Raw genomic sequence first — 25370 nt, 5'->3', positions numbered from 1 at the left:
TGGGGTGATGTCTCTCCGAAATCCCGCTCGCGCCGAGGAACGTAGGCCGCCGCCGCCCGGTCGCGGAAGGCGGTGCGGCCCAACCGGGACGACATCGTGAACAGGCCGGTACATAGGCCGAGGGCCACCTGGCCGATCCGGCCGTCCCGCCCTTCGTCGCGGTCACCTTGGCGACGCGCCGCCCCGGCGCCTGGTCCTGCTGATCCATGGCCGCCGGGCCAGGTCGGCGGCAGAGCGGGTACCCGGCTTCCCATGGCCGTATCCACAGCGGGTCACGCCGGACGGCGGCGACAAGGAGCGGGGAGGCGCGGTCCCTCGCTCCACGATCTGGCGGGAGGCGCACCGCTGAAATCCGTTCGCGCGCCGTCAGCACGCGGGTCGCCGTCGGGTGACACCTCACGAAGGCGGAGAGGATGACCTCGCAGACCCCCTGCTACCGCGGGGCGGGCGGGGCGCGGACCTGGTGCGGCGGGCGTACGCGGCCACCTTCGGGTTGGGGGGGACTACGTCTGACGGGGGGCCCGTCGCGCCGGGCGGGGCGCCGGGGGCCGGGCGTGGGCGCCGGAAGCCAGAGGCGGCTCGTACACCCCGCCCGAGAAGCGTGCCACGTAGTGCCAGACCTTTTTCAGGTCCTGATCGGGCGCCACTTCGTGCCGCACCGCCGCGCCGATGAGGCCGGGGTCCAGCCATCCGTCGGCACCGGCCAGTTCCCGGGCCAGCTGTACGTACTCAGGTCCCCGGAAGTCCGGGTGGCGGGCCAGGTCGGCGACGAGGACGCGGAAGCCGGGGTGCCATTCGACCGGGCAGCCCAGGGCGCGGGCCTGGTCCTCTACCGGGGTGGAGCGGTAGCAGGGGTCCAGGACCAGGGCTTCGACGTCGCGGGAGAAGAGGACCGGGCCGTGGACCTGGGCCTCGACGTAGTCATCCAGGAGGTCGGGGCGGGAGGGGTCGTTCGCGGCGAGGGCCAGCAGCGGCATCCGGTCGGCGGTGGCGACGGAGCCGGGGCCGGTGGAGCTGTCCGGGTAGCAGTAGGTCGCGCGGGCCGACACCTGTCGGCGCAGGCGGAAGTGGGACGAGCCGAAGCGCGGGGCGGCGCCGACCGGGCGGTGGCGGAAGTTCAAGGCGCCGTAGACAGGGCGCTCCTGGGGCGGGCAGTCGTCGTACGCCCCGCCGAACAGACGGCTTTCCCAGTGCCACCGCTCCCCGCCGGGGCGGGCGGTCAGGCCGCCGTTGCTGGTGCCGGTGGCGAACTGGGAGCGGTAGGCGCCGTCCACGGCCATCGCCTGGAGGACGGGCACGCCCCGGCAGAAGCGGTCGGGGTGGAAGTTCAGGGTGAGGCGGTGGCCGTGAGGGAGGGGCGGGCCGAACGGGGCGCGGGCCGCCGTCAGCCGCAGGGCTCGCTCCCGCCGTGCCCGTGCCGTGCGTGACTCCCTCATGCGGGCAGTGTGGCGGGGGAGGGCGTCGGGCGCCCGCGATTTTTGCCCGGTGGTGCGCGGGGCGGCCTCTTCGGGTCCTCCGATTGCGTTCCGATCCCGTACGTCCAAAACTGGACAAGGCACCCCCTCGCGCCCACGCCCACGCCCGGAGGCTCGCATGGCGTTCCAGCTCCCCCCGCCCCCCGACCCGTACCTGGAAACGGCCGCCAGGGAACTGGCCGAGGCGACCGGTCCGCACCCCCGGATCTACGAGGTGCCGCCCGAGCGGGGGCGGGAGATCCTCGCCGGGTTGCAGAGCGGGGAGGGGGTGGAGCGGCCCGCGGTCGACGAGGAGTGGGTGAGCGTCGACGCGGGGCAGTGGGGGCGGGTCCGCACCCGGATCATCCGGCCGAGGGGCGCCTCCGGGCCGCTTCCCGTCGTCTTCTTCATCCACGGCGCGGGCTGGGTCTTCGGCGACGAGAACACCCACGACCGCCTCTTCCGCGAGTTGGCCGTCGGCGCGGGCGCGGCGGGCGTCTTCCCCGTCTACGAGCGGGCGCCCGAGGCCCGGTACCCGACGCAGGTCGAGCAGAACTACGCGGTCGGCCAGTGGGTCCTGGAGCACGGCGCGGAGCACGGCCTGGACGTCTCGCGGGTCGCGGTCGCCGGTGATTCCGCCGGCGGCGCCATGGCGGCCGTCTTCGCGATCATGAACAAGGAGCGCGGCGGTATCGACCTCATGGCGCAGGTGCTGCTGTACCCGGTGGCCGACGCGGACTTCGACACCCCCTCGTACCTCCAGTTCGCCGAGGGGTACTACCTCACCCGGGACGCCATGACCTGGTTCTGGGACCACTACGCGCCCAATCCCGCCCAGCGGACCGAGGTCTACGCCGCGCCGCTCCAGGCCACCACGGAGCAGCTGCGCGGACTGCCCCCGGCGCTGGTCGTCACCGGCGAGGCCGACGTCCTGCGCGACGAGGGCGAGGCGTACGCGGCGCGGTTGCGGGAGGCCGGGGTGGCCGTGACGGCCGTCCGCGTCACCGGCACGGTCCACGACTTCCTGCTGCTGGACAGCCTGCGGGACACCAGCGCCGCCCGCGTCGCCCGCCACCTCGCGGTCGACGCCCTCGGCAAGGCCCTGCACGACTGAGACCCGTACGCCCCCTCGTGCGCCGTCGCCCACCGGCCGGGCGGCGGCGTGTGGTGCAGCGGCCCCTTCGGGCGGGTAACCGCATCAGCATGAGCCATACACACGGGCGCGACGGGCGGAGCCGGCGGCGGAGCGGGCGGGGAGCGGCGTGGGGCGGGGCGATGGCACTCGCCTGCGTGGCCGCGCTGACGGCGTGCGGGCCCGGCGGTGGTGACGCGGACGCCGCCGGCGCGCAGGGCGGCGACCGGGCCTCGCCGGCGGTCACCCCGTCCGACGCGGCCACCCCGGCGGAGACCGGGGCCCCGCCGGAGAGCGCGGCCCCCTCCGCCGGTTCCGGAGCCCGGGAGAGCAGCCCGCCCGCCGCCCCGCACCCCGGCACGGTCGGCCGGTGCGAGGCGAGCGGGCTGGCGCTGTCGCTTGTGGCGCACGGGCAGGAGATGAACAGCGAGTACTTCGACCTGCGCCTGACCAACACCGGCACCGAGCCCTGCGACCTCCTCGGCCACCCCGGGGTCTCCCTGCTGGACGCCGGCGGCAACCGCGTCGGCGAGCCCGCCACCCGCAGCCGGGACGGCGCGGGCGACGGCGGCCCCGTGCGGCTGGGGCCGGGCCAGGCGGCCCACGCGACGGTCAAGACGGCGGGTGAGGGCGTCACCGACGGCCGGTGCTGGCCCGACGCGGCGGCCCTGCTGGTCTATCCGCCCGGCTCGAAGCAGACGGTGACGACGCGTGAGCTGGACGGCCTGCGGGTCTGCGGGGACAGCTTCCAGGTCGGGCCGGTGGGCGACCGGGCACCGTGACGGGCCGGCCCCGCACACGGCCGCGGGCGGCCACGAGGATCGTCCTCGTGGCCGCCCGCGGCCGTCCCGGAGGGTGCGTCAGCGCCGGTTGCCCGTGAACAGCCGGTAGAGCATCAGCACGATCACCGAGCCGACGATGGCAGCGATCCAGGTCGACAGGTGGAAGAACCCGTTGATCGAGTGGACGCCGAAGATGACCTTGCCGAGCCAGCCGCCCAGCAGACCACCCACGATGCCGATCACCATCGTGATCAGGCAGCCCCCGGGGTCCTTTCCGGGCATCAGTGCTTTGGCGATGGCTCCGGCGATGAGGCCGATCAGAATCCAGGCGATGATGCCCATGAACGTGTCCTTTGCTTTCTCGGTCTGTCCAACAGCCGCTACTACAAGTGTGTCGTACCGCAGACGCATGCCCAGACCGCGCCGACCCATGTCTTTCGGGAACGGGCGATGGCCGACCCGTCCGGTGGACACCGGCCGCCCGCCACGAGTGCCCGGCCCACGGCGGCCGGGGGCCGCGGCCCGACGGCTGGCCCGACCTCACCTCCGACCGCGCGGGGCGGGAAGTGCACCACGTCCAGCGGGCGGACTTCCACCCCGATCCCCTCGCCGCCCCCGCCGATCGGCACGGCCTCGCCGCCGAGTTCACGGCGGACCGGGAGGCGCTGCCGCGCGTCCGGCCGAAGCCCCGCGTCCGCCCCCGCACACCCCGGCCGACTCTCCCGCCGACCGGCGCGACGCGTCCGATGCCGGCGAGGACGTCGGCTCACCGGCCGCCCAGGCGGGCTGCGGCTGACGGTGGATCACCCCGCCCTTCATGACGAAGTCGACCCGGCCGGTCACCTCGATGTCGGTGAACGGGTCCCCGGGCATGGCGACGAGGTCGGCGGTCCTCCCCTCGGCGATCACTCCGAGATCGTCGAGCCGGAGCAGTTCGGCGGCGACACTGGTGGCCGCCTTCAGGGCCCGCAGCGGCGAGACCCCGGCCGAGACCAGCGCCGGGAACTCCCGCCAGTTCTCCGCGTGCGGGAACATCCCCGCGTCCGTGCCGAAGGCGATCCTGACCTCACTGGCCGCCAGGTGCTCGGCGGCGGCCAGCAGTGCGTCGTGGAACTGCCGGAACTTGCGCCGTTTGTAGGGCGGCCGGGTGCTCCAGTACGCGTCGTCGTCCACCCGCCGGGCGTCCGCGAGGATCGTGTACAGCGTCGGTACGAGGAAGACCCCGGCGTCCTCGACCATCGCCAGGGTCGCGGCCGAGGCGAGGTTGCCGTGCTCGACGCTGCGGACACCGGCCCGCACCGCGCGCCGGACCCCCTCGTCGCTGTAGACGTGCGGGGTCGCCGGGACACCGAGGTCGGCGGCGGTGGCGACCAGGGTGTCCATCTCCTCCTGGCTGTAGGTCGGGCGGCTGGGATCGTCCGAGGGGGAGCTGAAGCCCCCGGACGCGGCGAACTTGATCCAGTCGGCACCGGCCCGGATCTCCTGGCGCACCCGGGTGCGGATCTCGTCGGGACCGTCGGCCGCGGCCATCTCCAGCACCCGTTCGCGGCCCTGCCGCTGGTCGTCGAGGACCCCGCTGAAGTCGCCGTGGCCGCCGCGCGCCGAGATGAGGTGCGGGGCGACCAGCATGCGCGGCCCCTCGATCAGTCCCGCCGCCACCGCGTCCCGCAGGTCCAGCGTGGTGTACGCGACGTCGGCGCAGGTCAGGTCGCGGATCGTGGTGAAGCCCTGGGCCAGCAGACTCCGCAGGACCGGGGCAGCGCGCAGCGCCGCACCCGCCGAGGAGCCGAGCAGCGACCGTGTGATGTCGGGCTGGATGGCGACGTGGGTGTGGCAGTCCATGAACCCGGGCGTGAGGGTGTGTCCCGTCAGGTCGACGGTCCGGGCCCCCGGCGGCGGGGTGAGTCCCGCGCCGACCGCCCGCACCCGGCCGTCCTCGACCCAGACGTCCAGCGGCCCCGCCGGAACGTCGGCGAGCCCGTCCCACACGGACGCCCCGCTGATCAGAATCGCGGTCATGCCGACCACACCTCCCGCACGGGGCCGACATGGGGCGCACGGCGCGGCCCAGGTCCCACGGCCAGGCTAGGCGCGCCCCGGCCGACCCGCATCCGGGGCCCGCGTCCGGGGCCCGGAGCCGGATCAGACCGGGCGGACCCGGGCCCGCAACAGGCGGAACTCGTTGCCCTCGGGGTCTCCAGGCATACGGAACCAGTGGTTCTGGAGTGTCGTCACGGGTGCGTCGGACCTGGTCAAGCCCGGTACGGAGTCGAACGGCGAGCCCCCGCTCCCTACGGCGGGCATGACGACTGCCTGCACCCCGAAACCCCCTCGCGCGTGAGTCCGCCGAGGAATTCGGCGAAGAGGCGCGAACCGCGCGAGACGTTTCTGTTTCCCCCGAGTAGTGCCCGTTCCCTCTCCTGCGGGCGCCCAGGGAACGCCCCTTCCGGGCCGTCAGGCCCTGTTGGCCCGGACCCACCTGCGCTGCGGCTCCCTACGCCCAGCCCGCCACCGGGTCCGGCATCGGGATCGCTGCGGCCTTCCGCTACGTCCATCAGGCGATAGAGGTCCTGGCCGCGCTCCCGCCGACCCTGGCCGAGGTCACGCGGACCGCGCGTCGGCCGGCCTTCGTGATCCTCGACGGGACGCTCCTGCCGATCGACCGGATAGCCGCGGACACCCCGTACTAGGACAGGTCGACATCCCAGGTTCGGTCACCCGCGGCTCGGTGGCGGATCGGTGCCGTGGGGTTCGCCGGGTCGAGGTCCGAGGTCAGGGTGTGGGTGACTACGTCGCTGGTCCACGCGGGCGCGTTGCTGTCGAAGCGTTGCCCGGTGTTCCGCGCGACCTTCCAGCGGAACCTGACGGTGTAGGACTTCAGCCAGTAGCCGTCGCTCATGCGCCCCGTGGTGGAGAATCCGGGATCGTCGTTGAACGTGATGCTGTTCTGGCTGTCGGTGATGACCGCGTTGGTGTAGTTCGGCCGGTACGGGCCGTCCTGCTGCCAGTCCCGGTGGCTCGGCGTCCCGTCGGGGTCGGAGGGGGTGATCTGCACGTTCTCGTCCTGGACCTGCTGCCAGAACACGTAGTTCGTGGAGACCCGCTGCGGGGCGCCGTCGGGGTTGTGCAGTGTGGCTGCCTGGCTGAAGCCGATGCTCTGGTCCCCGTGGAGATCCTGGGTCTTCGGGCCGTCGTAGGCGGAGGTGAACCTCAACTTCGGTTTGTCCAGGTCGAACGTCTTCGAGGAGCCCCGGGTGACGCGACCCCGCTTGGGCGCTCCCTCGGGCCCGTCGTTGGCCTCGGCCTCGGCGGCGTTGCGCTTGGGCGGCATCCGCTGGATCGCCTGCTGCTGCTCGGGCGCGCGGTGGGCCGGGCCGTGGGCGGCGGTGCCGCTGGCGGCCGTGGCGCGCTGGGTGTCCAGCGGCGCCGCCAGTGCGCGGGTCGCGTTCGCTTCCGCCGCGCGTTCGAAGCGGTCCGACGGGTCCGAGACGCGGAGCCCGGAGCCGTTGTCGGTACCAGCCACTGGTCCTTGGCGCTGTTGAATGACGTGGGTCAACTCGTGCGCCAGGGTGTGCCGGTCGTTGCCGCCGTCGCCCAGGACGACGTGACTGCCGGAGGTGTAGGCGCGGGCGCCGATCTCGGCGGCGGACGCCTTGGCGGCGCCGTCGTCGTGGACACGCACATCGGAGAAGTCCGCGCCGAGGCGGCCCTCCATGTCGGTGCGGGTGTCCTCGTCCAGCGGCCGACCACCGGAGCGCAGTACCTCGGGCACGGCGGAGCGCTGCACCGGAGCAGCAGCATCGGCCTGCCGGTGGCCGCAGCCGCCATCATGCTGGTGCTGCTGCTCCGGGGCCTGCGCCCCGAGTTGTCCGGACTGGCGCAGCATCTGGACGACCGCGCCGTTGCCGACGCTGCGCTGTAGGGCCAGCACCTCCGCCGAGGAGAGGTGGGCGGCTGCAGGCGTACGGGCGCTCGTGACCCGCCGCGCGGTACGTGCCGGGCGGCCGGGTCGTCTCTCGTCGGGGGTCTTGCCGGACTCTTGCATTCGCATCGCGCGGATGCCTCCCAGGGGCGAATCGGCTGTGCGTTCCCCGCCAGTGTGGCTCAGGCAGTGCGGTGAAAGTGCGACAAGCGCATGATCGGCGGCTTCAGGGTGGCCCGTCGCCGTCAGGCTTGCCCAGGGTCGTTTCCCGACAGCTGACGGAGAGTCAACTCGGCGGCGGGTGCGGAGTGGAGCGGGCCTCCCTCGGGCTACGCCCGCGACAGCGCCGGCGAGCACGTCACCTGCTACAGCACTCGGGGGCACTACTTCTCTCTGCGGAACGGGGGCGAGGCGGTCGACTTCATCCGCGGTGCGAGCGTGGGACCGTTCATCGCGCTTGTTCAGGGCGAACTCTTGGCGGGTGCCGCCAAGCTCGCCCGGGGGGGGGCCTGGACGGCGCTATCGGGCGGGGCCGGTCTCGGTGCTCCCCTCGCCCTCCCGGCCGACCTCGGCGTAGCCGGGCGCCTCGGTCCGGAAGCGGGCGAGCCGTTCGGCGCCGGCGGCGTCGATGACCAGCTCACTGATGCGGCATGCCACGGCGGGCAGTGTAGGCCCCGGCGGCACCCTGGCCCGATGCCGCGTTCTGTGCCAGGCTCCCAACAAGCTTACTGATGCGCGGAGTTCGGTCGAAGGGGGCTTGGGGTGCGGACGTCCCGTACGTTGACGGGCCGGTGCGCGGTCGGTGCCGCGGCCCTCGTCCTGGCGCTCGCCGGGCTCGCCGGCCAGGCGTCCGCCGCCGGACGCGAGCCCCTGCCCGCCGATCCCACCCTCGCCGACCTGACCTTCCTCACCGCGCACAACGCCATGCACAACACCGAGGACCAGGGGAGGTCCGCCCTCGCCGCCCCCAACCAGCCTCATCGCATCGCCCGTCAACTGGACGACGGGGTACGGGCCCTGATGCTGGACGCGCACCACGCGAACGGCCGCGTCCGGATGTGCCACGCCATCCCCGTCCTCAACCCCTGCGGCTCCAACGCCGACGCGGCCACCGTCTTCGGCGCGGTCGCCGACTTCCTGGAACGCGACCAGGAGGCCGTGGTCACCGTCTTCCTGGAGGACTACACCACCGCCGACCAGCTCACCGCCGAACTCGGCACGCTCCTCGCGCCCGACGGCCGCCTCGGTGGCAAGGTCTTCCGCCCCGACGCCGCCGGGGTGCGCGAGAGCGGCTGGCCGACCGTCGGCTCCCTGCGCGCGTCCGGCCGCCGCCTGCTCCTCTTCACCGACGACACCGCCGCCTCCAGCCGGGACCACGGCAAGAACCGCCTCGGCTTCATGGCGCAGAAGGACTGGACGGTGGAGAACCACTGGTCGATGGGGGGCGGCATCGGCGACGCCGACTGGTCCTGCCGCAGCCGCTGGGACGACGTCCCGCTCACCCGCGAGGAGCCCGGTTTCCGCCGCCTCTTCGTGATGAACCACTTCCGCGACGTCCCCATGTACCCGACCTACGCCAACGACAACGCGAAGCTCCAGGACCGCGCCGAGAACCACTGCCTCCCCGCCGCCGCGAAGAAGCCCAACTTCCTCGCGGTCGACCAGTACGGCGACGGCTCCCCCCTGTCCGCCGTCGACGCCCTGAACACCTACACGTACCGATGACGCGCGTGAGTACCTCTACTCAGGCTGTCCCGCCCCGCCCCTGACACCGTGGGACCCGACACCACCCACCACGGTATTCAGGAGACCCACACATGGCTGCCGCCCAGCGCTCCGCCGGTACGACCGTCCGCCGCGCCCTGCTCAACCCGGTCGCCCTCGCCTACCTGGCCGTCGTGGCCGCCGTCTGGATCTGGATCACCGTGGACACGCTCCTGGTACCCCACGCCGACGCGAGCCTGGCCGCCGTCTGGGGCTTCTTCGTCACCGCCCCGACCTCTTTCCTCTTCGTCTCCCTCCCTGGCCCGCTCCCCTTCGTCGGCGTCGGCGTCGGCGCCCTGGCCCAGGCGCTCGCGCTCGGCGCGGGGTACCGCAGGCTGACCGACCCGCCGCGTGGAAGCGGCCGGCCGGGCGCGAGCCACGCCTGAGCCGGTGCTGCCTCACCCCACCCGGGTGGCCCCCGCGAACGGCATCTCGCTGATCGGGGCGACGCGGACCGGGGCGCTCGGGTTGGGGGCGTGGATCATCTGGCCGTTGCCGATGTAGAGGCCGACGTGGCTGATCGATGAGTGGAAGAAGACCAGGTCGCCGGGGGCGAGTTGGTCACGGGAGACGCGCTGGCCGGCGTTGATCTGGGTGTAGGTGGTGCGGGGGAGCGAGACGCCGGCGGCGCGCCAGGCGGCCTGGGTCAGGCCCGAGCAGTCGAAGGCGTTCGGGCCGGTGGCGCCCCAGACGTACGGTTTGCCGATGGCGGTACGGGCGAAGGCGATGGCCTGGGCGGCGCGGGAGTCGGGGGCCTTGACCGCGCCGGTGGCCGGGGCGGTGGCGGGGCGGGCCTGGTCGCGGGAGGCGCGCGGGTCCTCGCCGGTGACCTCGGCGCGTTCGGCGGCGGTCAGGCGGGCGAGCAGGGCACGGGCCTCGGCCAGCTTGCCGGTGACGGTCTTCTTGTGCGTCCGCAGTTCGCCGCGGCGCTTCTCCAGCCCGGCCAGGACGGTGTCGGCCTCGGCGCGCAACCGGTCGACGGCGCGCATCTTCTGGCGCACCCCGGCGATCTGGGCGTTCTGGCGTCCGGCGGCGCGGTCGGCGCGGGCGGCCCGGTCGAGGTAGCCGTCCGGGTCCGAGGTGAGGAAGAGTTCGACGGACGGGTCGACCGCGCCCGCGCGGTACTGCGCGGCGGCGGTGGTGCCGAGTGCGGTACGGGCCTGGTCGAGCTGGGCGGTACGCCGGGCGGCCTCGTCCTGGAGCCGGTCGAGGCGGCGTTCGCCCTTGTCCGCCTCCTCCTTCGCCCCGTTGTACTTCTCGGTGGCGATCTCGGCCTCCCGGTGCAGCCGGTCCACCTCGGCCTTGACCTGCACCGGGGTCGGGTCGGGCGCGGCCTGCGCCACGGGCGACCCGGCGACCACCGACCCCGCAGCCCCGGCGAGGGCCAGCGCGGTGGCGGTGGCGGTACGCAGCGAGGCTCCCGGGGTGAGGCGCCCGGGGGCGGGGAGATTCACCGCCAGCTTGCGGAATCGAGGCTTCCGGTGCGAGGCCACAGCCGCGCGTCCTTCCAATCGGGGTCGGGGGGGGGTGAGCCGGGCCCTGGCGGAGCCCGCACAGGGGGAGCGGGTTTCGCCGGGCCGTCTCGGTGGCGCGGCCGGTGCCTGTGGACTATGCCGACTGCCGGACGCGCCAGGGAGGAGCTAATCCCGGATGTCACGGCCCGGTGCCGGATTGTCCGCAAACATCCGCCCGGAACCGCTCCCCGACCGCTTGCGACCACTTCCCCGCCACCTCTGCGCCATCTGCCGGGAGCCCGTGACCGAATGGCCCGCCTCCCGCTCCCGCCCTACGAGCAGGTGCTGCTCGACGAGATCCTCGCCATCGGTCCCGTCCGCGACGTCCGCACGGTGCTCAGCCGTGGGCCCCTGCCCGTGGACCACCGCCGTCTCGGCGGGTAGGACCCTGGTGCGCCGGGGGTGCCGGGGGCCTCGTTAGGGTGCGAGCCATGGACGTTCTCATCAATGTGTTCGTCGGCCTGCACATCATCGGCATCGCCGCACTCCTGGGTGGCTTCCTCACCCAGATGAAGGCGATCGGTGCGGGTACGGCCCGCTTCATCCCCGCCATGCTCCACGGCGCCCTCACCATGCTCGTGACCGGCATCATCCTGGTCGGTCTGCGCGAGATGGACGGCGGCACCCTCAACCACATGAAGATCGGCATCAAGCTGCTGGTCCTCATCGTGATCCTCGCCCTGGTCTACGTGAAACGCGACGACGAGAAGGTCGGCAAGGGCGTCTTCGCCGCCGTCGGCGGCCTGACCGTCCTCAACATCTTCATCGCCACCGTCTGGACCTGACCCCGCCGCCCACCGGGCACCGCGCGGGCCGCTGCACACACGGCGAAGGCCGGGTTCCCCCACCGTCGAGCGACGGGGAGGAGCCCGGCCTTCGCCGTCGCGCGGGCCGGTCAGGCCGGCCGCACCACGCTGTGGATCGGCATGTAGTAGATCGACTCGACCCGGACATCGGCGCCGGGCTTCGGGGCGTGGATCATCTCGCCGCCGCCGATGTAGATGCCGACGTGGCTGATGTCGTCGTAGAAGAAGACCAGGTCACCGGGTTGGGCGGCGTCCACGGAGACCTTCTGGCCGACGCCGACCTGGTCCCAGGTGGTGCGCGGCAGCGAGATGCCGGCGGTCTTCCAGGCGGCCTGGGTGAGGCCGGAGCAGTCGAAGGAGTCGGGGCCGGCCGCGCCCCACACGTACGGCTTGCCCATCTGGGCGCGGGCGAAGGCGATGACCTTCCCGGCCTTGGCCGCGTACGAGGAGTCGGGTGCCGTGGAGCCGCCGCCGGAGCCGGTGCCCGTGCCGGAACCCGACCCGGAGCCCGAGCCGGACTCCTCGCGCTCCTTCTCCTCGGCCGCCTCCCGGGCCTCGCGCTCGGCCGCCTCCTCCGCGGCGCGCTCCTTCGCCTTGCGCTCCGCCGCGGCCTGCTTCCTCCGCTCGATCTCGGCGAGCCGGGCCTTCTCCTCGGCGGTCAGCTCGGAGAGCAGGGTGCGGGCCTCGGTGAGCTTGCCCTGCACCTCGCGCTTGCTGTCCTTGAGGGCGCGCTGCGACTCGGTGAGGCTCTCCAGCTGGCGTGCGGCCTTGGCGCGTTCGCGGCCCGCCTCGGCCTGCTGGGCCTGGTAGTCGTCGATGACCACCTTCTGGCGCTGGGTGAGGCGGTTCATCAGCTGGCTCTGGTCGAACCAGCTCTGCGGGTCGTCGGCGAGCAGCAGGGTGGCGGTCTCGGAGAGGCCGCCGCTGCGGTACTGGGCGGCGGCGAAGGCACCCAGCTCGCCACGGGCAGCGTTCAGCTTGTCGGCCCGCTCGGCGACGCCGTCCAGCAGCTTGTCGACCTCGGCGCGCTGGGTCCGGGTCCGCTCCTGGGCCGCGTTGTACTTCTGGGTCGCCGTGCCGGCCTCGCGGTAGAGCCGGTCCACCTTGTTCTGCACCTCCTCCAGGGAGGGCTTGGCCGCCGGCCGTTGCGGGGCCGCCTGCGCGGTCTGCGACAGCAGGGCCACCGAGGTGAGGGCGGCGGTGGTGAGGCCGAGGGCACCGGCGGTGCGGTTGCGCGGGGCACGAGGCTTGCGATGCGACGCCAAGACGTGCGACTCCTTCCGTGGACCGCCTGCCGGGTCAGCTGTCGGGTTCGGGCGGACGGAAGGCTGCCCTACGGTTCCGGACGGGCGGGCCCCGAATACGGGCCTGGTCCGTGGCGGGTACCGATTCACCCCGGTGGTGCGCGGTGGGTCCCCGGCTCCGGGGCCCGTGGGGGGGGCGTACCGGATTCGGCAGGGGGCGGTGCGCTCCGGCGCGAGTCGCCGGTGGGGGACGAACCGACCCGGCCAGCACGCTAGCCAACTCGTGTGGTGCCTGTGAAGGTTGATGTGCGATATGCCCGATACGTTTTCGTTATCTTGTCGGTGAACGGTCGAAAGGCGGGCTCGGACGGTCACCGCGGTGACCTGGCGCACATCGTCTGGAGCCGCACCCGTGTCCGGTACGTCACGTTCTCCGCGGCCAGGGCTCCGGTCCCAGGAAGGCCGGCCCGGTTGTCGGCGGGGCGGCCTAGACTCGGTAGGCGATGAGCAGCCTCTTTGACGACAGCTTCCTGGCCGACCTCCAGTCCTCGGCGCCCTCCGCCCGGCTCGGGGACGAGCCGCCGCCCCCGCCCGAGGAGGAGGCGCCGGAGGAGATCCCCGCCGACCTGTTCGGCGGGAAGTTCGACGCGCCCGCGGACCGGGACGCCTACTACCGGGACGGCGCCCCCCGTCCCGCAGTCGACCCGGCCGCCCTGCTCGACGGACTCAACGACGAGCAGCGTGCCGCCGTCGTCCACAGCGGGTCGCCGCTGCTCATCGTGGCCGGAGCCGGTTCCGGCAAGACCCGGGTCCTCACCCACCGCATCGCCCACCTGCTCGGCGAGCGCGGCGTGCACCCCGGCCAGATCCTCGCGATCACCTTCACCAACAAGGCCGCGGGCGAGATGAAGGAGCGCGTCGAGGAACTGGTCGGCCCGCGCGCGGGCGCCATGTGGGTCTCCACCTTCCACAGCGCCTGCGTGCGCATCCTGCGCCGCGAGTCGAAGCACCTCGGCTTCACCTCGTCGTTCTCGATCTACGACGCGGCCGACTCCAAGCGGCTGATGGCCCTGGTCTGCCGCGACCTCGACCTCGACCCGAAGCGCTTCCCGCCGAAGGCGTTCACGGCCAAGGTCTCGAACCTGAAGAACGAGCTGGTCGACCCGGAGGACTTCGCGGCCCGGGCGGCCGACGGGTTCGAGAAGACGCTGGCGCAGGCGTACACGATGTACCAGTCGCGGCTGCGCGAGGCCAACGCGCTGGACTTCGACGACATCATCATGACGACGGTCCACCTGCTCCAGGCGTTCCCGGAGGTCGCCGACCACTACCGGCGCCGCTTCCGGCACGTCCTGGTCGACGAGTACCAGGACACCAACCACGCCCAGTACTCCCTGATCAGGGAGTTGGTCGGCACCCCGGCCGACCGCCCGGCGGACGTCCCCGAGGGGGCCGAGTCCGACCACGACCCGCTCCACCCGGCCCCCGAACCGGCCGAGCTGTGCGTGGTGGGCGACGCCGACCAGTCGATCTACGCCTTCCGCGGCGCCACCATCCGCAACATCCTCCAGTTCGAGGAGGACTACCCGAACGCCACCACGATCCTGCTGGAGCGGAACTACCGCTCCACCCAGACCATCCTCACCGCGGCCAACGCCGTCATCGAGCGGAACGAGAACCGCCGCCCGAAGAACCTCTGGACCGACGCCGGGGCCGGCGCCGGGATCACGGGGTACGTCGCGGACACCGAGCACGACGAGGCCCAGTTCGTCGCCGAGGAGATCGACCGGCTGACCGACGCGGGCGACGCCAAGGCGGGCGACATCGCGGTCTTCTACCGCACCAACGCCCAGTCCCGGGTCTTCGAGGAGATCTTCATCCGGGTCGGCCTGCCCTACAAGGTCGTCGGCGGCGTCCGCTTCTACGAGCGCAAGGAGGTCCGCGACGTCCTCGCCTACCTGCGCGTCCTCGCCAACCCGGAGGACAGCGTCTCCCTGCGCCGCATCCTCAACACCCCCAAGCGCGGCATCGGCGACCGCGCCGAGGCGATGATCGACGCCCTCGCGCAGCGCGAGCGGATCAGCTTCCCGCAGGCCCTGCGCCGGGTCGACGAGGCGTACGGCATGGCGGCCCGCTCCGCCAACGCCGTCAAGCGGTTCAACGCGCTGATGGAAGAGCTGCGCACGGTGGTCGAGTCCGGCGCCGGGCCCGCCACCGTCCTGGAGGCGGTCATGGAGCGCACCGGTTACCTCGCCGAACTCCAGGCCAGTACCGACCCGCAGGACGAGACCCGCATCGAGAACCTCCAGGAGCTGGCCGCCGTCGCCCTGGAGTTCGAGCAGGACCGCGGCGAGGAGGAGGGCGCCGGGACGCTCCCCGAGTTCCTGGAGCAGGTCGCCCTGGTCGCCGACTCCGACCAGATCCCCGACGAGGACGAGGACGGCTCCGGCGTCATCACCCTGATGACCCTGCACACCGCCAAGGGCCTGGAGTTCCCCGTCGTCTTCCTCACCGGCATGGAGGACGGCGTCTTCCCGCACATGCGCGCCCTCGGCCAGACCAAGGAGCTGGAGGAGGAGCGCCGCCTCGCCTACGTGGGCATCACCCGCGCCCGCGAGCGGCTCTACCTCACCCGCGCCGCCATGCGCAGCGCCTGGGGCCAGCCCTCGTACAACCCGCCCTCCCGCTTCCTGGAGGAGATCCCCGAGCAGCACCTGCACTGGAAGCGGACCGGGGCCATGGGCGCGCCGGCCGCCGTGAGCCCGCGCGGCCCGGCCGGTTCGGTCGCCTCCTCGCTCTCCTCCTCCGCCCGCGCCAAGGGCGCCCCGGCCTTCGCCACCCGGCGCGCCGCCGAGCAGCCGGTGGTCTCGCTGGCCGTGGGTGACCGCGTCACCCACGACCAGTTCGGCCTCGGCACGGTCGTCGGCGTCAAGGGAGCGGGCTCGGCCGCCGAGGCCACCGTCGACTTCGGCGGCGAGAAGCCCAAGCGGCTGCTGCTGCGGTACGCGCCGGTCGAGAAGCTGTAGGGGAGCGGCCCCGGGCCGTACCGGGTCAGCCTTCGCGCAGGACCCGGTACGTGCAGACGTTGACGCCGGCCGGGCTGGTCGTGGTGGAGACCAGCTCCAGCGGCCGCTTGCCGCCGTCCGTCGGGTAGAGCGACTTGCCGCCCCCGAGCAGTACCGGCATGACGATCAGCCGCAGCTCGTCGACCAGGCCCTCGGCGAGGAGCGTCCGGGCCAGCGAGGCGCTGCCCAGCAGGACGAGGTCGCGCCCCCCGCCGGCGCGCAGCCCGCGGATCACCTCCAGCGCCTCGCCCCCGGCGATCAGCTGGCTGTTGTTCCAGGTCAGGTCGGCCTCGCCGAGCGTGCCGGAGACCACGTACTTGCGGATCGCGTTCATCCGCCCGGCGAACGGGTCGTCCTCGGCCTGCGGCCAGGCCGCCGCCATCACCTGCCAGGTGCGGCGGCCGTAGAGCAGGGCGTCGGCCCGCTCCAGCACCGAGTCCCAGGTGCCGCCGACGACCTCCGGGTCGAAGTAGGCGTTCGACCAGCCGCCGTGGGCGAAGCCGCCGTCGGTGTCCTCCCCGGCTCCGCCGGGTGCCTGGACGATGCCGTCGAGGCTGGTGAACTCGATGATGACGATGCGCATGGCGATGCTCCCAGGGTCGGTGTGTACAGCGGCTTGTTCCACGGTGCGCCAGGACAGACCCGTGGTGCGGGAGGAACTCGTCGCGTCGCGTCCTCTTTTCCTGCCGGGTGTCGCCCAGACTGGACGGGTGCGGTCCTGGGGCGGCCGGAGGGGCACGTCGGCGGGCCGCCGGGAGGAGCGAGGCGTGCGGTCACCGATCCCCGAGTACTTGGACGAGGTCCTCCGCAACTGCGGGGGCGACCGCGCGGGGGCCGTCGCCGACTACGTACCGGAGCTGGCCGCCGCCGACCCCGAGCAGCTGGCCGTGGCGGTCTCGGCGGTCGACGGCACGGTCTACGAGGCGGGCGACAGCCGCGCCCCCTTCACCATCCAGTCGATCTCCAAGCCCTTCACCTACGCCCTCGCCCTCGCCGACCGGGGATACGAGGCGGTCCTCGCCAGGATCGGAGTGGAGCCCTCCGGCGAGGCGTTCAACGAGCTGTCGCTGGAGCAGGGCTCGGCCCGCCCCCGCAACCCGATGATCAACGTCGGCGCCCTGACCGCCCACACCCTCGCCGGGCCGCCCGGTGCCCCGCGCGAGGAGCGGTTCGAGCGGATCGTCTCCGGCATCTCCGCCTTCGCGGGGCGGCGGCTGGAGGTGGACGAGGCGGTCTGCCGCTCCGAGCGGGAGACCGCCCACCGCAACCTCGCCATCGCCCACATGCTGCGCGGCTACGACATCATCGAGGAGGACGCCCCGCGCGTCGTGGAGGACTACGTCCGCCAGTGCTCCCTGCTGGTCACCACCCGCGACCTGGCCCTGATGGCCGCGACCCTGGCCAACGGCGGGGTGCAGCCCGTCACCGGTGAACAGGTGGTGAGCCGCGAGGTGGTCCGCCAGGTCCTCAGTGTCATGACCACCTGCGGGATGTACGACGCGGCCGGCGACTGGGTCACCACCGTCGGCATCCCGGCCAAGAGCGGCGTCGCCGGCGGCATCCTGGGCGCGCTCGCCGGACAGGTCGGTATCGGCGCCTTCTCCCCGCGCCTGGACCGGCACGGCAACAGTGTGCGCGGCGTCCGCGTCTGCGAACGGCTCTCCGCCGACATGGGCCTGCACATGATGGAGGCGCCCGCCCCGGCCCGCTCCGTCCTGCGCGGCGGCCGCGTCCTGCACGGCCCGGCCAGCAGGACGGCCCTCGTCTACGAACTCCAGGGCACGATCCAGTTCGCGGGCGCCGAACGCCTGGTACACGGCATCGCCCACACCCCGCCCGGCCACAACGAGGTCGGCCTCGACCTCAGCCGGGTCTACTCCGTCAACAGGGTCGCCCGCCGCATGATCCTGGAGACGGTCCGCCGCCTCACCCTCGACGGCCACGCCGTCACCCTGATCGACCCGGACGGCGTCCTGCCCGACCCCGACGCGGGCGAAGGAATCCGGCCACGTGTCGTCAGCATCTGGGAGTGGGGCGAAGCACCCGGCTCCGGCGGCTGACCGGTGCGCGGCCCCGGCTACTGCGGGTCGAGACCGTGGCTGCGGAACCAGGCGAGCGGGTCGATCGAGGCGCCACCGCCGGGGCGGACCTCGAAGTGCAGGTGCGGGCCGGTCGACTTGCCGGAGGTGCCGGCGTGGCCGATGGTCTGCCCCGCCTTGACCTCGCCGCTCTGCATGGTGGTGCTGGAGAGGTGGCAGTACCAGGTCTCCGTGCCGTCCTTCGCGGTGACGATGACCATGTTGCCGTAGGCGTCGTTCCACTGCGTGCGGACCGTGCCGTCGGTCGCCGCCAGCACGGGGGTGCCGTGGGAGACGGGGAAGTCGATGCCGGTGTGCACGGAGAGCCAGTTGATACCGGCCTGGCCGTAGTAGGCGCTCAGGCCGTGCTGTGCCACCGGGAGGGCGAATTTCGGCCGCAGTCGCTCGGCGCGGGCGGCCGCCTCGGCGGCGTTCCGCCGGGCGGTCTCCTGGCGCTCCCGCAGGTCGATGCGCTCCTGGGTCCGGCTGGCCCGGTCGGCGAAACTGCTCACGTCCGCCTGGAGGTTGGTCAGCTGGGTGTCGAGCGTGCGGTTGGCGACCGCGGGCTTCACCGCGACGGCGTCCGGTGCCGCCTGCGTCGTCATCTTGTCCTGGTCGTCGCCGCCGAGGTCGCCGACGGAGGCTGCCGCGATCCCGGCCACGCCCATCACGCAGACCGAGGGCACCGCCACGGTCAGCAGCGCCGAGCGCTTGGCCGGCTGCCGCCGCCGCGAGGAGCGTCCGCCCCGGGAAACCTGCCGTCCGACAGCCGCCGCGCGGCCGTCGCCGTCGCCGTCCCCGTAGGGGTCGTAGTAGTCGGCGGGCGCCTCGTCCTTCGCGCCGTCGGCCGGGTACGCGTGCGGCGCGTCGTCCTCGTCGACGTGGCCGGCCGGGGAGAGGTCACCGGCGTCGGGCTCGTCCGCGGGGTGGGCCGCCGCCTGCCACGCGCCGGTGTCGAACTGACCGGTGTCGAACTGGCCGGTGGCGTAGCCGGTGGTGTCCAGGAGGGTCTCGAACTGGCCGGTGTCGAACGCGGCAGCTTCGAACCCGTGCTGATCCGGCTCGGGCGTCGTGACGGACGTGTCGGCGGGCTGATCCCACTGGCCGGTGTCGAACTGGCCGGTCGCGTCGTGGGTGCCGGGCGGGGCCCACGCGCCGGAGAGGCCCGTCTGCTCGTAGCCGGGGGTCGCCCACATGGTGCTCGTGTCGTACGTACCGGTGCCGTACGCGATGCCGCCGCCCGAGGTGTCGTACGCGCCCGTGTCGTACGGCGACCGCTGAGCCTGCTGGACCGTGTACGGGTCGAAAGTCCGGGTGTGCGGCTCGGCCGGCGTGGCCGCCTGGCCGGCGTCCGTCCACTGGGTGGCGTCGTACTGGCCGGTGTCGTACGCCCCGGTCGCGTAACCCGCGTTGCCGTAGAGCCCGCTCATCCCGGAACCGTAGGTGGGGTCGCCCGCGTAGGTTCCCGGGTCCTGGGCGGACGCGCCGTAGCTCTCGTACCCGGGGTAGCCGAACTGCGCGTTCTGCTGGTCGTACGCGGCGTACTGCGTGTAGTCGGCGTCTGGAGCCGGGTCGGGGGTGTGCGTGCTCCCCGACGGGTGACGGTCGTTCACCAACTTCTCTTTCGCCTCGACAGCAGGGCTGGGGGTCTGGCGTGGGACACCCCCAGAGGCAGAGCAGTGCGGCGACTGTACCCGCCGGTTCGCGGACCCGACAATCTTCGGCAGGTTTCCGGGCGTTGGGAAAGGGGCATTCGGTCGCCTTTCGGGGGACGGCGGGCGCAGGCTTGGCCGGAGATTCGATTCCTGTTCGAATGCGATGGAGCCTTGCGGGGGCTGGTGAAACGGCCGGATGGTTGCGGCCGTTGCCGTTTCGAGGCCGGCCCGACGCGGGAGCGAGATGGCGAAGTGGGGTGAACGGGGCCAATCGGGCGTGGCGGGGCGACTCCCCCTGAAAGGTGAAGGCCAAGGCGTTACGGGGTGTGGGCGGCACGCCGCCGGGGCCGGGAGGCGTGCTCAGGGGGCCGGGGCGGGTTCCTGGGGCTCAGGCGACCGGCCCCGCTCGGCCGCTCGTCCGTCGATCCGGCCGGGTGGAGCGCGAGATGGGCCACCAGCGCGGTCAACTCCAGCTCCACCGCGCGAAGTAACGCCCTCGGGACGGGCGGGGCGGTCGGTGCTCCGGGGGAGGCGGACCGGTGAGGTGACGCGGAAAGGGGAGGGTGCGAGGAGGAAGAGGGTGCGAGAAGGCGGAGGGGAGAAGGAAGGGGGTGCGGGGTACGGGATGGCGGGCGGGCGGGCGGCCGGGCGGAGGAACGGACGTGTCCCCCGTGTGATTTCCCCCTCCAGCTTCACCCCGTAACTGCCGGTTGGGCGAAGCTGGGGATAACGTTCGTTCACATTCCCGGCCCGTGAGGGTGCGCGAACATCTCGCTACATGGAGGCAGTGATGGGTGTGGCAGCCGGACCGATCCGCGTCGTGGTGGCCAAGCCGGGGCTCGACGGCCATGACCGGGGCGCCAAGGTCATCGCCAGGGCCCTGCGTGACGCGGGCATGGAGGTCATCTACACCGGGCTGCACCAGACGCCCGAACAGATCGTGGACACCGCCATCCAGGAGGACGCGGACGCCATCGGCCTCTCCGTGCTCTCCGGCGCCCACAACACGCTCTTCGCCAAGGTCGTCGAACTCCTCGCCGAGCGCGACGCCTCCGACATCCGCCTCTTCGGCGGCGGGATCATCCCCGAGGAGGACATCCCGCCGCTCAAGGAGATGGGCGTGGCCGAGATCTTCACGCCCGGAGCCACCACGGGGGCGATCGTGGAGTGGGTCCGGGCCAACATCGGCGTGGCGAAGTAGGGCGCGCGAGGAGAACGGCGGGGGCGAGGGGAGCCGGGCGACGGCCCGGTTCCCCGGCCTCGGAGCGCCCCGTCCCGAGTCCGGCCCTCATGCCGGGGGCCGGGTGAGTTCGGCGTGCATGGCTTCGCGCAGGCGGAGGGTGCCGACGAGGCGTTCGAAGGCGTCCGTCCAGTAGGCGGTGGTGGAGTTGGCCGGCGGGTCGGCCACGGGTGGGCCGGGGTGCGTGAGGGCTCCCAGGCGCGGGGCCTCCGCCGGATCGAGGCAGCGCTCGGCGAGGCCCATGATGCCGCTGTAGCTCCACGGGTAACCGCCCGACCGGCGTGCCGTCGTGAGCGCGTCGACGACGGCTCCGCCGAGCGGTCCGGCCCATGGGGCGGAGCAGGTGGCGAGGAGCTGGAACGAGTCGGAGAGCCCGTGCGCCGCGATGAACCCCGCCACCCACTCGGCACGTTCCCCGGCGGGCAGCGCGCCGAGCAGCCGGGCACGCTCGGCGAGGGAGACCGCGCCCGGCCCGTCCGTCACGGGTGAGCCGGGGGCACCCAGCAGGGCGCGTGACCACGCGGCGTCCCGCTGGCGCACCGCCGCCCGGCACCAGGCGCCGTGCAGTTCGCTCTGCCACCCCTCGTCCACCGGCAGCGCCACCAACTCCTCGGGGGCGCGCCCGCCGAGCCGCCCCGGCCAGGTGGCGAGCGGGGCCGCCTCCACCAACTGCCCGAACCACCACGAGCGTTCACCCCGGTTGGTGGGCGGCTTGGCGCCCACGCCGTCGCGCTCCATCCCCGCGTCGCACTCGTGCGGCGCCTCCACCGTGATGCGGGGCTCTCCGGTCAGGGCGAGGCTGACGCAGGAGGCGGCCCGCTCCGCCATCCGCGCCGCCAGCGCCGACCCCGGCAGCGCGGACAGCAACTCGGCCGCCGTGGAGCGGACATTGCGGCTGCGGTCCGCCAACGCCTCGTCGAGGAACGACTCGTCCGCCTCGCTGAGCCCGGCGCGCAGGGAGTCGAGGAAGAGCAGACGGTCCTCGGCGCGCTCGGTACGCCAGGTCGTGGCCAGCAGCTCCCTGGCCCGGGCCGGGTCGCGCTCACGCAGGGTGCCCAGCAGCGCCGCCCGCTCGGCGAACAGGCCCTCCTCCCATAACCGCGCCACGCCCTCGGCATCCTCCGGCGCGGGGCTGCCTGCCGCCCCGCCCGGCACACCCCGCAGGGCGAACCGCCAGGCCGGGTTGAGCCGTGCCAGCCACAGGGCGCGCGGGCCCGCGAAGGCCAGTGCGGCGGGCCGCAGGTCGGTGCGGGCCCGTGCGGCGTCCAACAGCGCGGGGAGCAGATCGTGCGGAGGCGCGAACCCTTCCTGGAGCGCCGTCGCCAGCCACTGCGGCAGCAACTCGGTGAGATCCGGTGCCGCTCCCCTGCGGTCCGTCCCCCCGGCCGTCCGCACGGCCAGCAACTGCGCCAGCCGGTCGCGCGCGGCCCGGGGCAGCGGCGGCCGGTCGTCCGGCCTGGCCGTCGGCGGCAGGGCGACCGCCGGAGCGGCCGGCCGCAGTCCGGCGCGGTGTCGCACCGTCCGCACCGCTGCCGCCGCGAGCAGCGCCCCCGGCGCGCTCCCACCCGGCCCGGCCGCCACCGGTGCGGCCCGCCGGTCGGTCCCGAGCAGCGCGGTCTTCACCAACTCCTCCCAGGAGGGGGGCGGGGCCTCCTGGGAGGAGGCGCAGGTGCCCGCAGGGGCTGCCGCGGGTGTGCGGGGCCGCCGCTGCGGCTCGGTGGGAGTACGGGCCGGTGTGCCGCCTGGCTCGACGGGGTCGGCCAGGTCCCGCGGGTACGCCTCGTGCCGCCGGGCCGCGCCCGCTGTCTGGTCCCGCATGTTCGCCGTCCTCTGCACCGGTCTGCCTCCTCTTCCCTTCGTCCAGTGGTCCTGCTCGCCACTCGGCGTTCCCGCTGGTCCTGTCGCCCTGCTCCGCTCCCTGGCCCGGTTCGCGCCGGGCCCGTTGTCGTACCGCCCCCTGCCGCTGGGGCACCGCGCTCAGCCCAGTGGCACCACCGCCTCGTCCCCGCTCCCCTCCACCCAGGCCGACAGCGGGGTGAAGCCGCGGTGGCCGCACTCGCCGAAGACCGTGACCGGGGCGCCGCCGGAGAGTGCGACCAGGCGCCACAGGCCAGGGCCGGCGACGGCTGAGGAGGTCAGGGGGAGGGCGGCGGAGCCGTCCGGGGCGGCGAGTTGCCAGCCCCGCCGGTCGGGGAGCGGCGCCGGTACGACCGGGCCGACGGTGACCGGGCAGTGCGGGGCCCAGGGGTCCTCCCGCACGGCCTGTCCGTACCGGTCGAGCGCCTCCGTCACGTCCACCCCCGTGGGGCGTGACGAAGGCGCGGCCGGGGTACCGAACCGCTCTCCCAGCTCCGCCCGCCACCCGGTGCCGCGCGGGAACCAGGTCAGTTCCGCCTCGGTGGCCAGCCCGACCGGGAGAGCCGACTCCGGCGCCCTTCCGGCGGCCCCGTAGGAGAGGAGAAGGGCCGTACGTCCCGAGCCGGAGCCGTGGAGCCAGGTGCGGCGGGTGGTCAGACGGGCATCCGCCGTGTCGTACTGCGCGAGGACCAGCCAGGTGTCACGGAGTGGCGGACCCGCCGCGCGCACCGGCAGGCCCAGCCGCGCGCCGACCGCCGAGGAGAGCGCCTCGGGCAGCTCGGCCTGCCGGGCGCGGGCCCGCACCAGCAGGTACAACAGCGAACTCTCCTCCAGGAGCCGCACCGGCCAGCCCGGCCCCGAACCCGGTACGGCCCCCAACTCCCGCACGCGCGCGGCCAGTCCCGGAGCCTGTGCGTCGACCATGCGGGCCGCCGTCTCCTCCCAGAGGGAGTAGCCGGACTGCTCCGCCGAGGCGAGGCCGCCGCGCAGCAGGTCCTCCAGGCGCTGCTCCAACTCGGAGGCGCCCGCCGAGACCCGCTCGGCACGCAGCTCCGCCCGCCGGCGCGCCGCCTCGGAGTCGGCGGGAGCGGCCGGGGCGGCCTTCTTCCTCGTGGTGCGCTCCGCCCGGTCCGCCAGCCAGGTGCGGGCCCAGTCGGGCGCCCCCTCGCCGTCGCCGAGGGCCACCGGGCCCGCCGGGTCGCTCCACAGGAGGAGCAGCCCCAGCGCGTGCTTGCAGGGGAACTTCCGGCTCGGGCAGCTGCACCGGTACGCCGGGCCGGTCGTGTCGACCACCGTCCGGTAGGGCTTGCCACCGCTGCCCTTGCACAGTCCCCACACCGCCCCCTCATTCGAACATCCGGCTTCGGACCACGGGCCCGAAGCGCCGAGTCTGCTTCCCGCTGTGCGTGACGCCGCGTCGGGAGCAAGTGCCAGCACCTGCTCCGCCGCCCAGCGCACCCCCTGCTGAGTCATGTCCTCGAAGGTAGGACCTGCCACTGACAATCTGTCATCAGTACAGGTCAGAGCGATTGTCAGTGGCGGGGGGCACGGTGGACACCAGCAACCGGGCCGAAGGGGGATCGTGGGAATGAGCATGTCGGTGGAGAGTGCGGAGTCCGTGGGCGGCGTGATGCGTGAGGCGGCGGAGCAGGGTGGGCGGCGGGGGTCGGGCGACGTGAAGAATTCGAACAAACGGCAGGGGGAAGGGGGCGCGCAGGAGGCCCTGCGGCCGCACGCCGAGACCGCCTTCGCCGGAGAGCTGGCCGCTCTCGCCGCCCAGGACGACCGGCCCCGACCGGCCCGGTGGAACCTCTCGCCGTGGGCCGTCGCGACCTACCTCCTGGGCGGCACCCTGCCGGACGGCACGGTGATCACCCCGAAGTACGTGGGGCCGCGCCGCATCGTCGAGGTCGCCGTCACCACCCTCGCGACCGACCGCGCGCTCCTCCTCCTCGGCGTCCCGGGCACCGCCAAGACCTGGGTCTCCGAACACCTGGCGGCTGCCGTCAGCGGCGACTCCACGCTCCTGGTGCAGGGCACCGCCGGCACCCCGGAGGAAGCCATCCGGTACGGGTGGAACTACGCCCGGCTCCTCGCCCACGGCCCCAGCCGGGACGCCCTCGTGCCCAGCCCCGTGATGCGGGCGATGGCGGACGGCACGACCGCCCGCGTGGAGGAGCTGACCCGCATCCCGGCGGACGTGCAGGACACCCTCATCACCATCCTGTCGGAGAAGACCCTGCCCATCCCCGAGCTGGGAGCCGAGGTCCAGGCCGTTCCCGGTTTCAACCTCATCGCCACCGCCAACGACCGCGACCGCGGGGTCAACGAACTCTCCAGCGCCCTGCGCCGCCGCTTCAACACGGTGGTGCTGCCGCTGCCGGAGAGCGTCCAGGCGGAGGTCGACATCGTCTCCCGCCGGGTCGAGCAGCTCGGCCGCTCGCTCGACCTGCCGCGCCTGCCGGACGGCACCGAGGAGATCCTGCGCGTCGTCACCGTCTTCCGTGAGCTGCGAGGCGGGGTGACCGACGACGGGCGGACCAAGGTCAAGTCCCCCAGCGGCACCCTCTCCACCGCCGAGGCCATCTCGGTCCTCACCGGCGGCCTGGCGCTCGCCGCCCACTTCGGCGACGGCGTCCTACGGCCCGGCGACGTGGCCGCCGGCATCCTCGGCGCCGTGGTCCGCGACCCGGCCGCCGACCGGGTGGTCTGGCAGGAGTACCTGGAGACGGTCGTCCGCGAGCGCGACGGCTGGCAGGACTTCTACCGCGCCTGCCGCGAGGTCAGCGCGTGACCGGCGCCCCGGCCCGGGCATCCGGGCCGAGGGCCGGCGGCGGGACGGACGACGGCACCGGCA

General features: G+C 73.6%; 21 protein-coding genes, 1 pseudogene and 1 riboswitch. Of the genes and pseudogenes, 11 read left to right on the top strand and 11 right to left on the bottom strand.

Annotated features, from left to right (window positions below; translation table 11 throughout):
* Positions 1-503: 503 nt before the first annotated feature.
* Entirely contained in the window at positions 504-1436 is a 933-nt protein-coding gene (locus ACSLIC_RS09130; RefSeq protein ID WP_436737194.1) for a DUF3626 domain-containing protein, read from the bottom strand.
* 157 nt (positions 1437-1593) lie between these two features.
* Here ACSLIC_RS09130 and ACSLIC_RS09125 point away from each other — a divergent pair, with 157 nt between their 5' ends.
* Complete coding sequence (locus ACSLIC_RS09125; RefSeq protein ID WP_436737193.1) at positions 1594-2568, top strand: alpha/beta hydrolase; 975 nt, start codon at positions 1594-1596, stop codon at positions 2566-2568.
* A gap of 161 nt (positions 2569-2729) precedes the next feature.
* The gene (locus tag ACSLIC_RS09120) at positions 2730-3368 is read left to right on the top strand and encodes a DUF4232 domain-containing protein (RefSeq protein ID WP_436737192.1); all 639 of its coding nucleotides are present in this window, start codon (positions 2730-2732) and stop codon (positions 3366-3368) included.
* 78 nt (positions 3369-3446) lie between these two features.
* Here the strand turns inward: ACSLIC_RS09120 and ACSLIC_RS09115 are convergent, their stop codons facing one another.
* A complete protein-coding gene (locus tag ACSLIC_RS09115; protein WP_436737191.1) occupies positions 3447-3710 on the bottom strand; it encodes a GlsB/YeaQ/YmgE family stress response membrane protein in 264 nt (87 codons plus the stop codon).
* Between the two features lie 303 nt (positions 3711-4013).
* A complete protein-coding gene (locus ACSLIC_RS09110) occupies positions 4014-5387 on the bottom strand; it encodes an amidohydrolase family protein (protein ID WP_436737190.1) in 1374 nt (457 codons plus the stop codon).
* Between the two features lie 433 nt (positions 5388-5820).
* Between ACSLIC_RS09110 and ACSLIC_RS09105 the strand changes: the two are divergent.
* Positions 5821-6055 (top strand): annotated as a pseudogene (locus ACSLIC_RS09105) (IS5/IS1182 family transposase); the annotation flags it as partial.
* Here ACSLIC_RS09105 and ACSLIC_RS09100 read toward each other — a convergent pair.
* On the bottom strand, positions 6055-7419 hold the full coding sequence (locus tag ACSLIC_RS09100) for an eCIS core domain-containing protein (RefSeq protein ID WP_436737189.1): 1365 nt from the start codon (positions 7417-7419) through the stop codon (positions 6055-6057). The pseudogene ACSLIC_RS09105 and the gene ACSLIC_RS09100 overlap by 1 nt on opposite strands.
* Positions 7420-7809: 390 nt before the next feature.
* Complete coding sequence (locus ACSLIC_RS09095) at positions 7810-7947, bottom strand: hypothetical protein (RefSeq protein ID WP_436737188.1); 138 nt, start codon at positions 7945-7947, stop codon at positions 7810-7812.
* 105 nt (positions 7948-8052) lie between these two features.
* Between ACSLIC_RS09095 and ACSLIC_RS09090 the strand changes: the two genes are divergently transcribed.
* On the top strand, positions 8053-9015 hold the full coding sequence (locus tag ACSLIC_RS09090) for a PI-PLC domain-containing protein (RefSeq protein WP_436737187.1): 963 nt from the start codon (positions 8053-8055) through the stop codon (positions 9013-9015).
* Positions 9016-9107: 92 nt separating this feature from the next.
* Positions 9108-9440 (top strand): SCO4225 family membrane protein, encoded by a 333-nt coding sequence (locus ACSLIC_RS09085; protein WP_436737186.1) that lies wholly within the window; start codon positions 9108-9110, stop codon positions 9438-9440.
* A 12-nt stretch (positions 9441-9452) separates the two neighbouring features.
* Here the strand turns inward: ACSLIC_RS09085 and ACSLIC_RS09080 are convergent, their stop codons facing one another.
* Entirely contained in the window at positions 9453-10547 is a 1095-nt protein-coding gene (locus ACSLIC_RS09080) for an NlpC/P60 family protein (RefSeq protein ID WP_436737185.1), read from the bottom strand.
* 270 nt (positions 10548-10817) lie between these two features.
* On the opposite strand from ACSLIC_RS09080, the gene ACSLIC_RS09075 reads away from it, so the two are divergent.
* Positions 10818-10952 (top strand): hypothetical protein, encoded by a 135-nt coding sequence (locus ACSLIC_RS09075; RefSeq protein ID WP_436737184.1) that lies wholly within the window; start codon positions 10818-10820, stop codon positions 10950-10952.
* Between the two features lie 47 nt (positions 10953-10999).
* Positions 11000-11353, top strand: coding sequence for a hypothetical protein (locus tag ACSLIC_RS09070; protein WP_436737183.1), 354 nt, complete (start codon positions 11000-11002; stop codon positions 11351-11353).
* 110 nt (positions 11354-11463) lie between these two features.
* On the opposite strand, the gene ACSLIC_RS09065 is transcribed toward ACSLIC_RS09070, so the two are convergent.
* Positions 11464-12639 carry an NlpC/P60 family protein gene (locus tag ACSLIC_RS09065; protein ID WP_436737182.1) on the bottom strand — a complete coding sequence of 392 codons (1176 nt, stop codon included), beginning with the start codon at positions 12637-12639 and terminating at the stop codon, positions 11464-11466.
* 8 nt (positions 12640-12647) lie between these two features.
* Positions 12648-12827, bottom strand: a riboswitch (cyclic di-AMP (ydaO/yuaA leader).
* Positions 12828-13121: 294 nt separating this feature from the next.
* Between ACSLIC_RS09065 and pcrA the strand changes: the two genes are divergently transcribed.
* Entirely contained in the window at positions 13122-15644 is a 2523-nt protein-coding gene (pcrA, locus tag ACSLIC_RS09060; protein WP_436737181.1) for a DNA helicase PcrA, read from the top strand.
* A 25-nt stretch (positions 15645-15669) separates the two neighbouring features.
* Here the strand turns inward: pcrA and ACSLIC_RS09055 are convergent, their stop codons facing one another.
* The gene (locus ACSLIC_RS09055; RefSeq protein WP_436737180.1) at positions 15670-16266 is read right to left on the bottom strand and encodes a dihydrofolate reductase family protein; all 597 of its coding nucleotides are present in this window, start codon (positions 16264-16266) and stop codon (positions 15670-15672) included.
* Between the two features lie 184 nt (positions 16267-16450).
* Here ACSLIC_RS09055 and ACSLIC_RS09050 point away from each other — a divergent pair, with 184 nt between their 5' ends.
* Positions 16451-17743, top strand: coding sequence for a glutaminase (locus ACSLIC_RS09050; protein WP_436737179.1), 1293 nt, complete (start codon positions 16451-16453; stop codon positions 17741-17743).
* Positions 17744-17760: 17 nt separating this feature from the next.
* Here ACSLIC_RS09050 and ACSLIC_RS09045 read toward each other — a convergent pair whose 3' ends face one another.
* On the bottom strand, positions 17761-19374 hold the full coding sequence (locus tag ACSLIC_RS09045) for a peptidoglycan DD-metalloendopeptidase family protein (protein ID WP_436737178.1): 1614 nt from the start codon (positions 19372-19374) through the stop codon (positions 17761-17763).
* Positions 19375-20206: 832 nt separating this feature from the next.
* Here ACSLIC_RS09045 and ACSLIC_RS09040 point away from each other — a divergent pair.
* Positions 20207-20617: a cobalamin B12-binding domain-containing protein gene (locus ACSLIC_RS09040; RefSeq protein ID WP_436737177.1), complete on the top strand. Its 411-nt coding sequence runs from the start codon at positions 20207-20209 to the stop codon at positions 20615-20617.
* Between the two features lie 87 nt (positions 20618-20704).
* Here ACSLIC_RS09040 and ACSLIC_RS09035 read toward each other — a convergent pair whose 3' ends face one another.
* The gene (locus tag ACSLIC_RS09035) at positions 20705-22474 is read right to left on the bottom strand and encodes a DUF5691 domain-containing protein (RefSeq protein ID WP_436737176.1); all 1770 of its coding nucleotides are present in this window, start codon (positions 22472-22474) and stop codon (positions 20705-20707) included.
* Between the two features lie 159 nt (positions 22475-22633).
* Positions 22634-23851 (bottom strand): SWIM zinc finger family protein, encoded by a 1218-nt coding sequence (locus tag ACSLIC_RS09030; RefSeq protein ID WP_436737175.1) that lies wholly within the window; start codon positions 23849-23851, stop codon positions 22634-22636.
* 250 nt (positions 23852-24101) lie between these two features.
* Here ACSLIC_RS09030 and ACSLIC_RS09025 point away from each other — a divergent pair, with 250 nt between their 5' ends.
* The gene (locus tag ACSLIC_RS09025; RefSeq protein ID WP_436737174.1) at positions 24102-25307 is read left to right on the top strand and encodes an ATP-binding protein; all 1206 of its coding nucleotides are present in this window, start codon (positions 24102-24104) and stop codon (positions 25305-25307) included.
* Positions 25308-25370 lie beyond the last annotated feature (63 nt).

The sequence above is a fragment of the Streptomyces sp. BBFR102 genome, from assembly GCF_051397025.1.
In the GTDB taxonomy this organism is placed as follows: domain Bacteria; phylum Actinomycetota; class Actinomycetes; order Streptomycetales; family Streptomycetaceae; genus Streptomyces.
This window is presented reverse-complemented; position numbering and strand designations above follow the sequence as displayed.

Coding starts and splice junctions, on each gene's coding strand:
- ACSLIC_RS09120 (WP_436737192.1), top strand. CDS start 2,730: ATGGCACTCGCCTGCGTGGCCGCGCTGACGGCGTGCGGGCCCGGCGGT.
- ACSLIC_RS09035 (WP_436737176.1), bottom strand. CDS start 22,474: ATGCGGGACCAGACAGCGGGCGCGGCCCGGCGGCACGAGGCGTACCCG.
- ACSLIC_RS09130 (WP_436737194.1), bottom strand. CDS start 1,436: ATGAGGGAGTCACGCACGGCACGGGCACGGCGGGAGCGAGCCCTGCGG.
- pcrA (WP_436737181.1), top strand. CDS start 13,122: ATGAGCAGCCTCTTTGACGACAGCTTCCTGGCCGACCTCCAGTCCTCG.
- ACSLIC_RS09075 (WP_436737184.1), top strand. CDS start 10,818: ATGGCCCGCCTCCCGCTCCCGCCCTACGAGCAGGTGCTGCTCGACGAG.
- ACSLIC_RS09125 (WP_436737193.1), top strand. CDS start 1,594: ATGGCGTTCCAGCTCCCCCCGCCCCCCGACCCGTACCTGGAAACGGCC.
- ACSLIC_RS09055 (WP_436737180.1), bottom strand. CDS start 16,266: ATGCGCATCGTCATCATCGAGTTCACCAGCCTCGACGGCATCGTCCAG.
- ACSLIC_RS09085 (WP_436737186.1), top strand. CDS start 9,108: ATGGCTGCCGCCCAGCGCTCCGCCGGTACGACCGTCCGCCGCGCCCTG.
- ACSLIC_RS09115 (WP_436737191.1), bottom strand. CDS start 3,710: ATGGGCATCATCGCCTGGATTCTGATCGGCCTCATCGCCGGAGCCATC.
- ACSLIC_RS09100 (WP_436737189.1), bottom strand. CDS start 7,419: ATGCGAATGCAAGAGTCCGGCAAGACCCCCGACGAGAGACGACCCGGC.
- ACSLIC_RS09025 (WP_436737174.1), top strand. CDS start 24,102: ATGAGCATGTCGGTGGAGAGTGCGGAGTCCGTGGGCGGCGTGATGCGT.
- ACSLIC_RS09110 (WP_436737190.1), bottom strand. CDS start 5,387: ATGACCGCGATTCTGATCAGCGGGGCGTCCGTGTGGGACGGGCTCGCC.
- ACSLIC_RS09070 (WP_436737183.1), top strand. CDS start 11,000: ATGGACGTTCTCATCAATGTGTTCGTCGGCCTGCACATCATCGGCATC.
- ACSLIC_RS09040 (WP_436737177.1), top strand. CDS start 20,207: ATGGGTGTGGCAGCCGGACCGATCCGCGTCGTGGTGGCCAAGCCGGGG.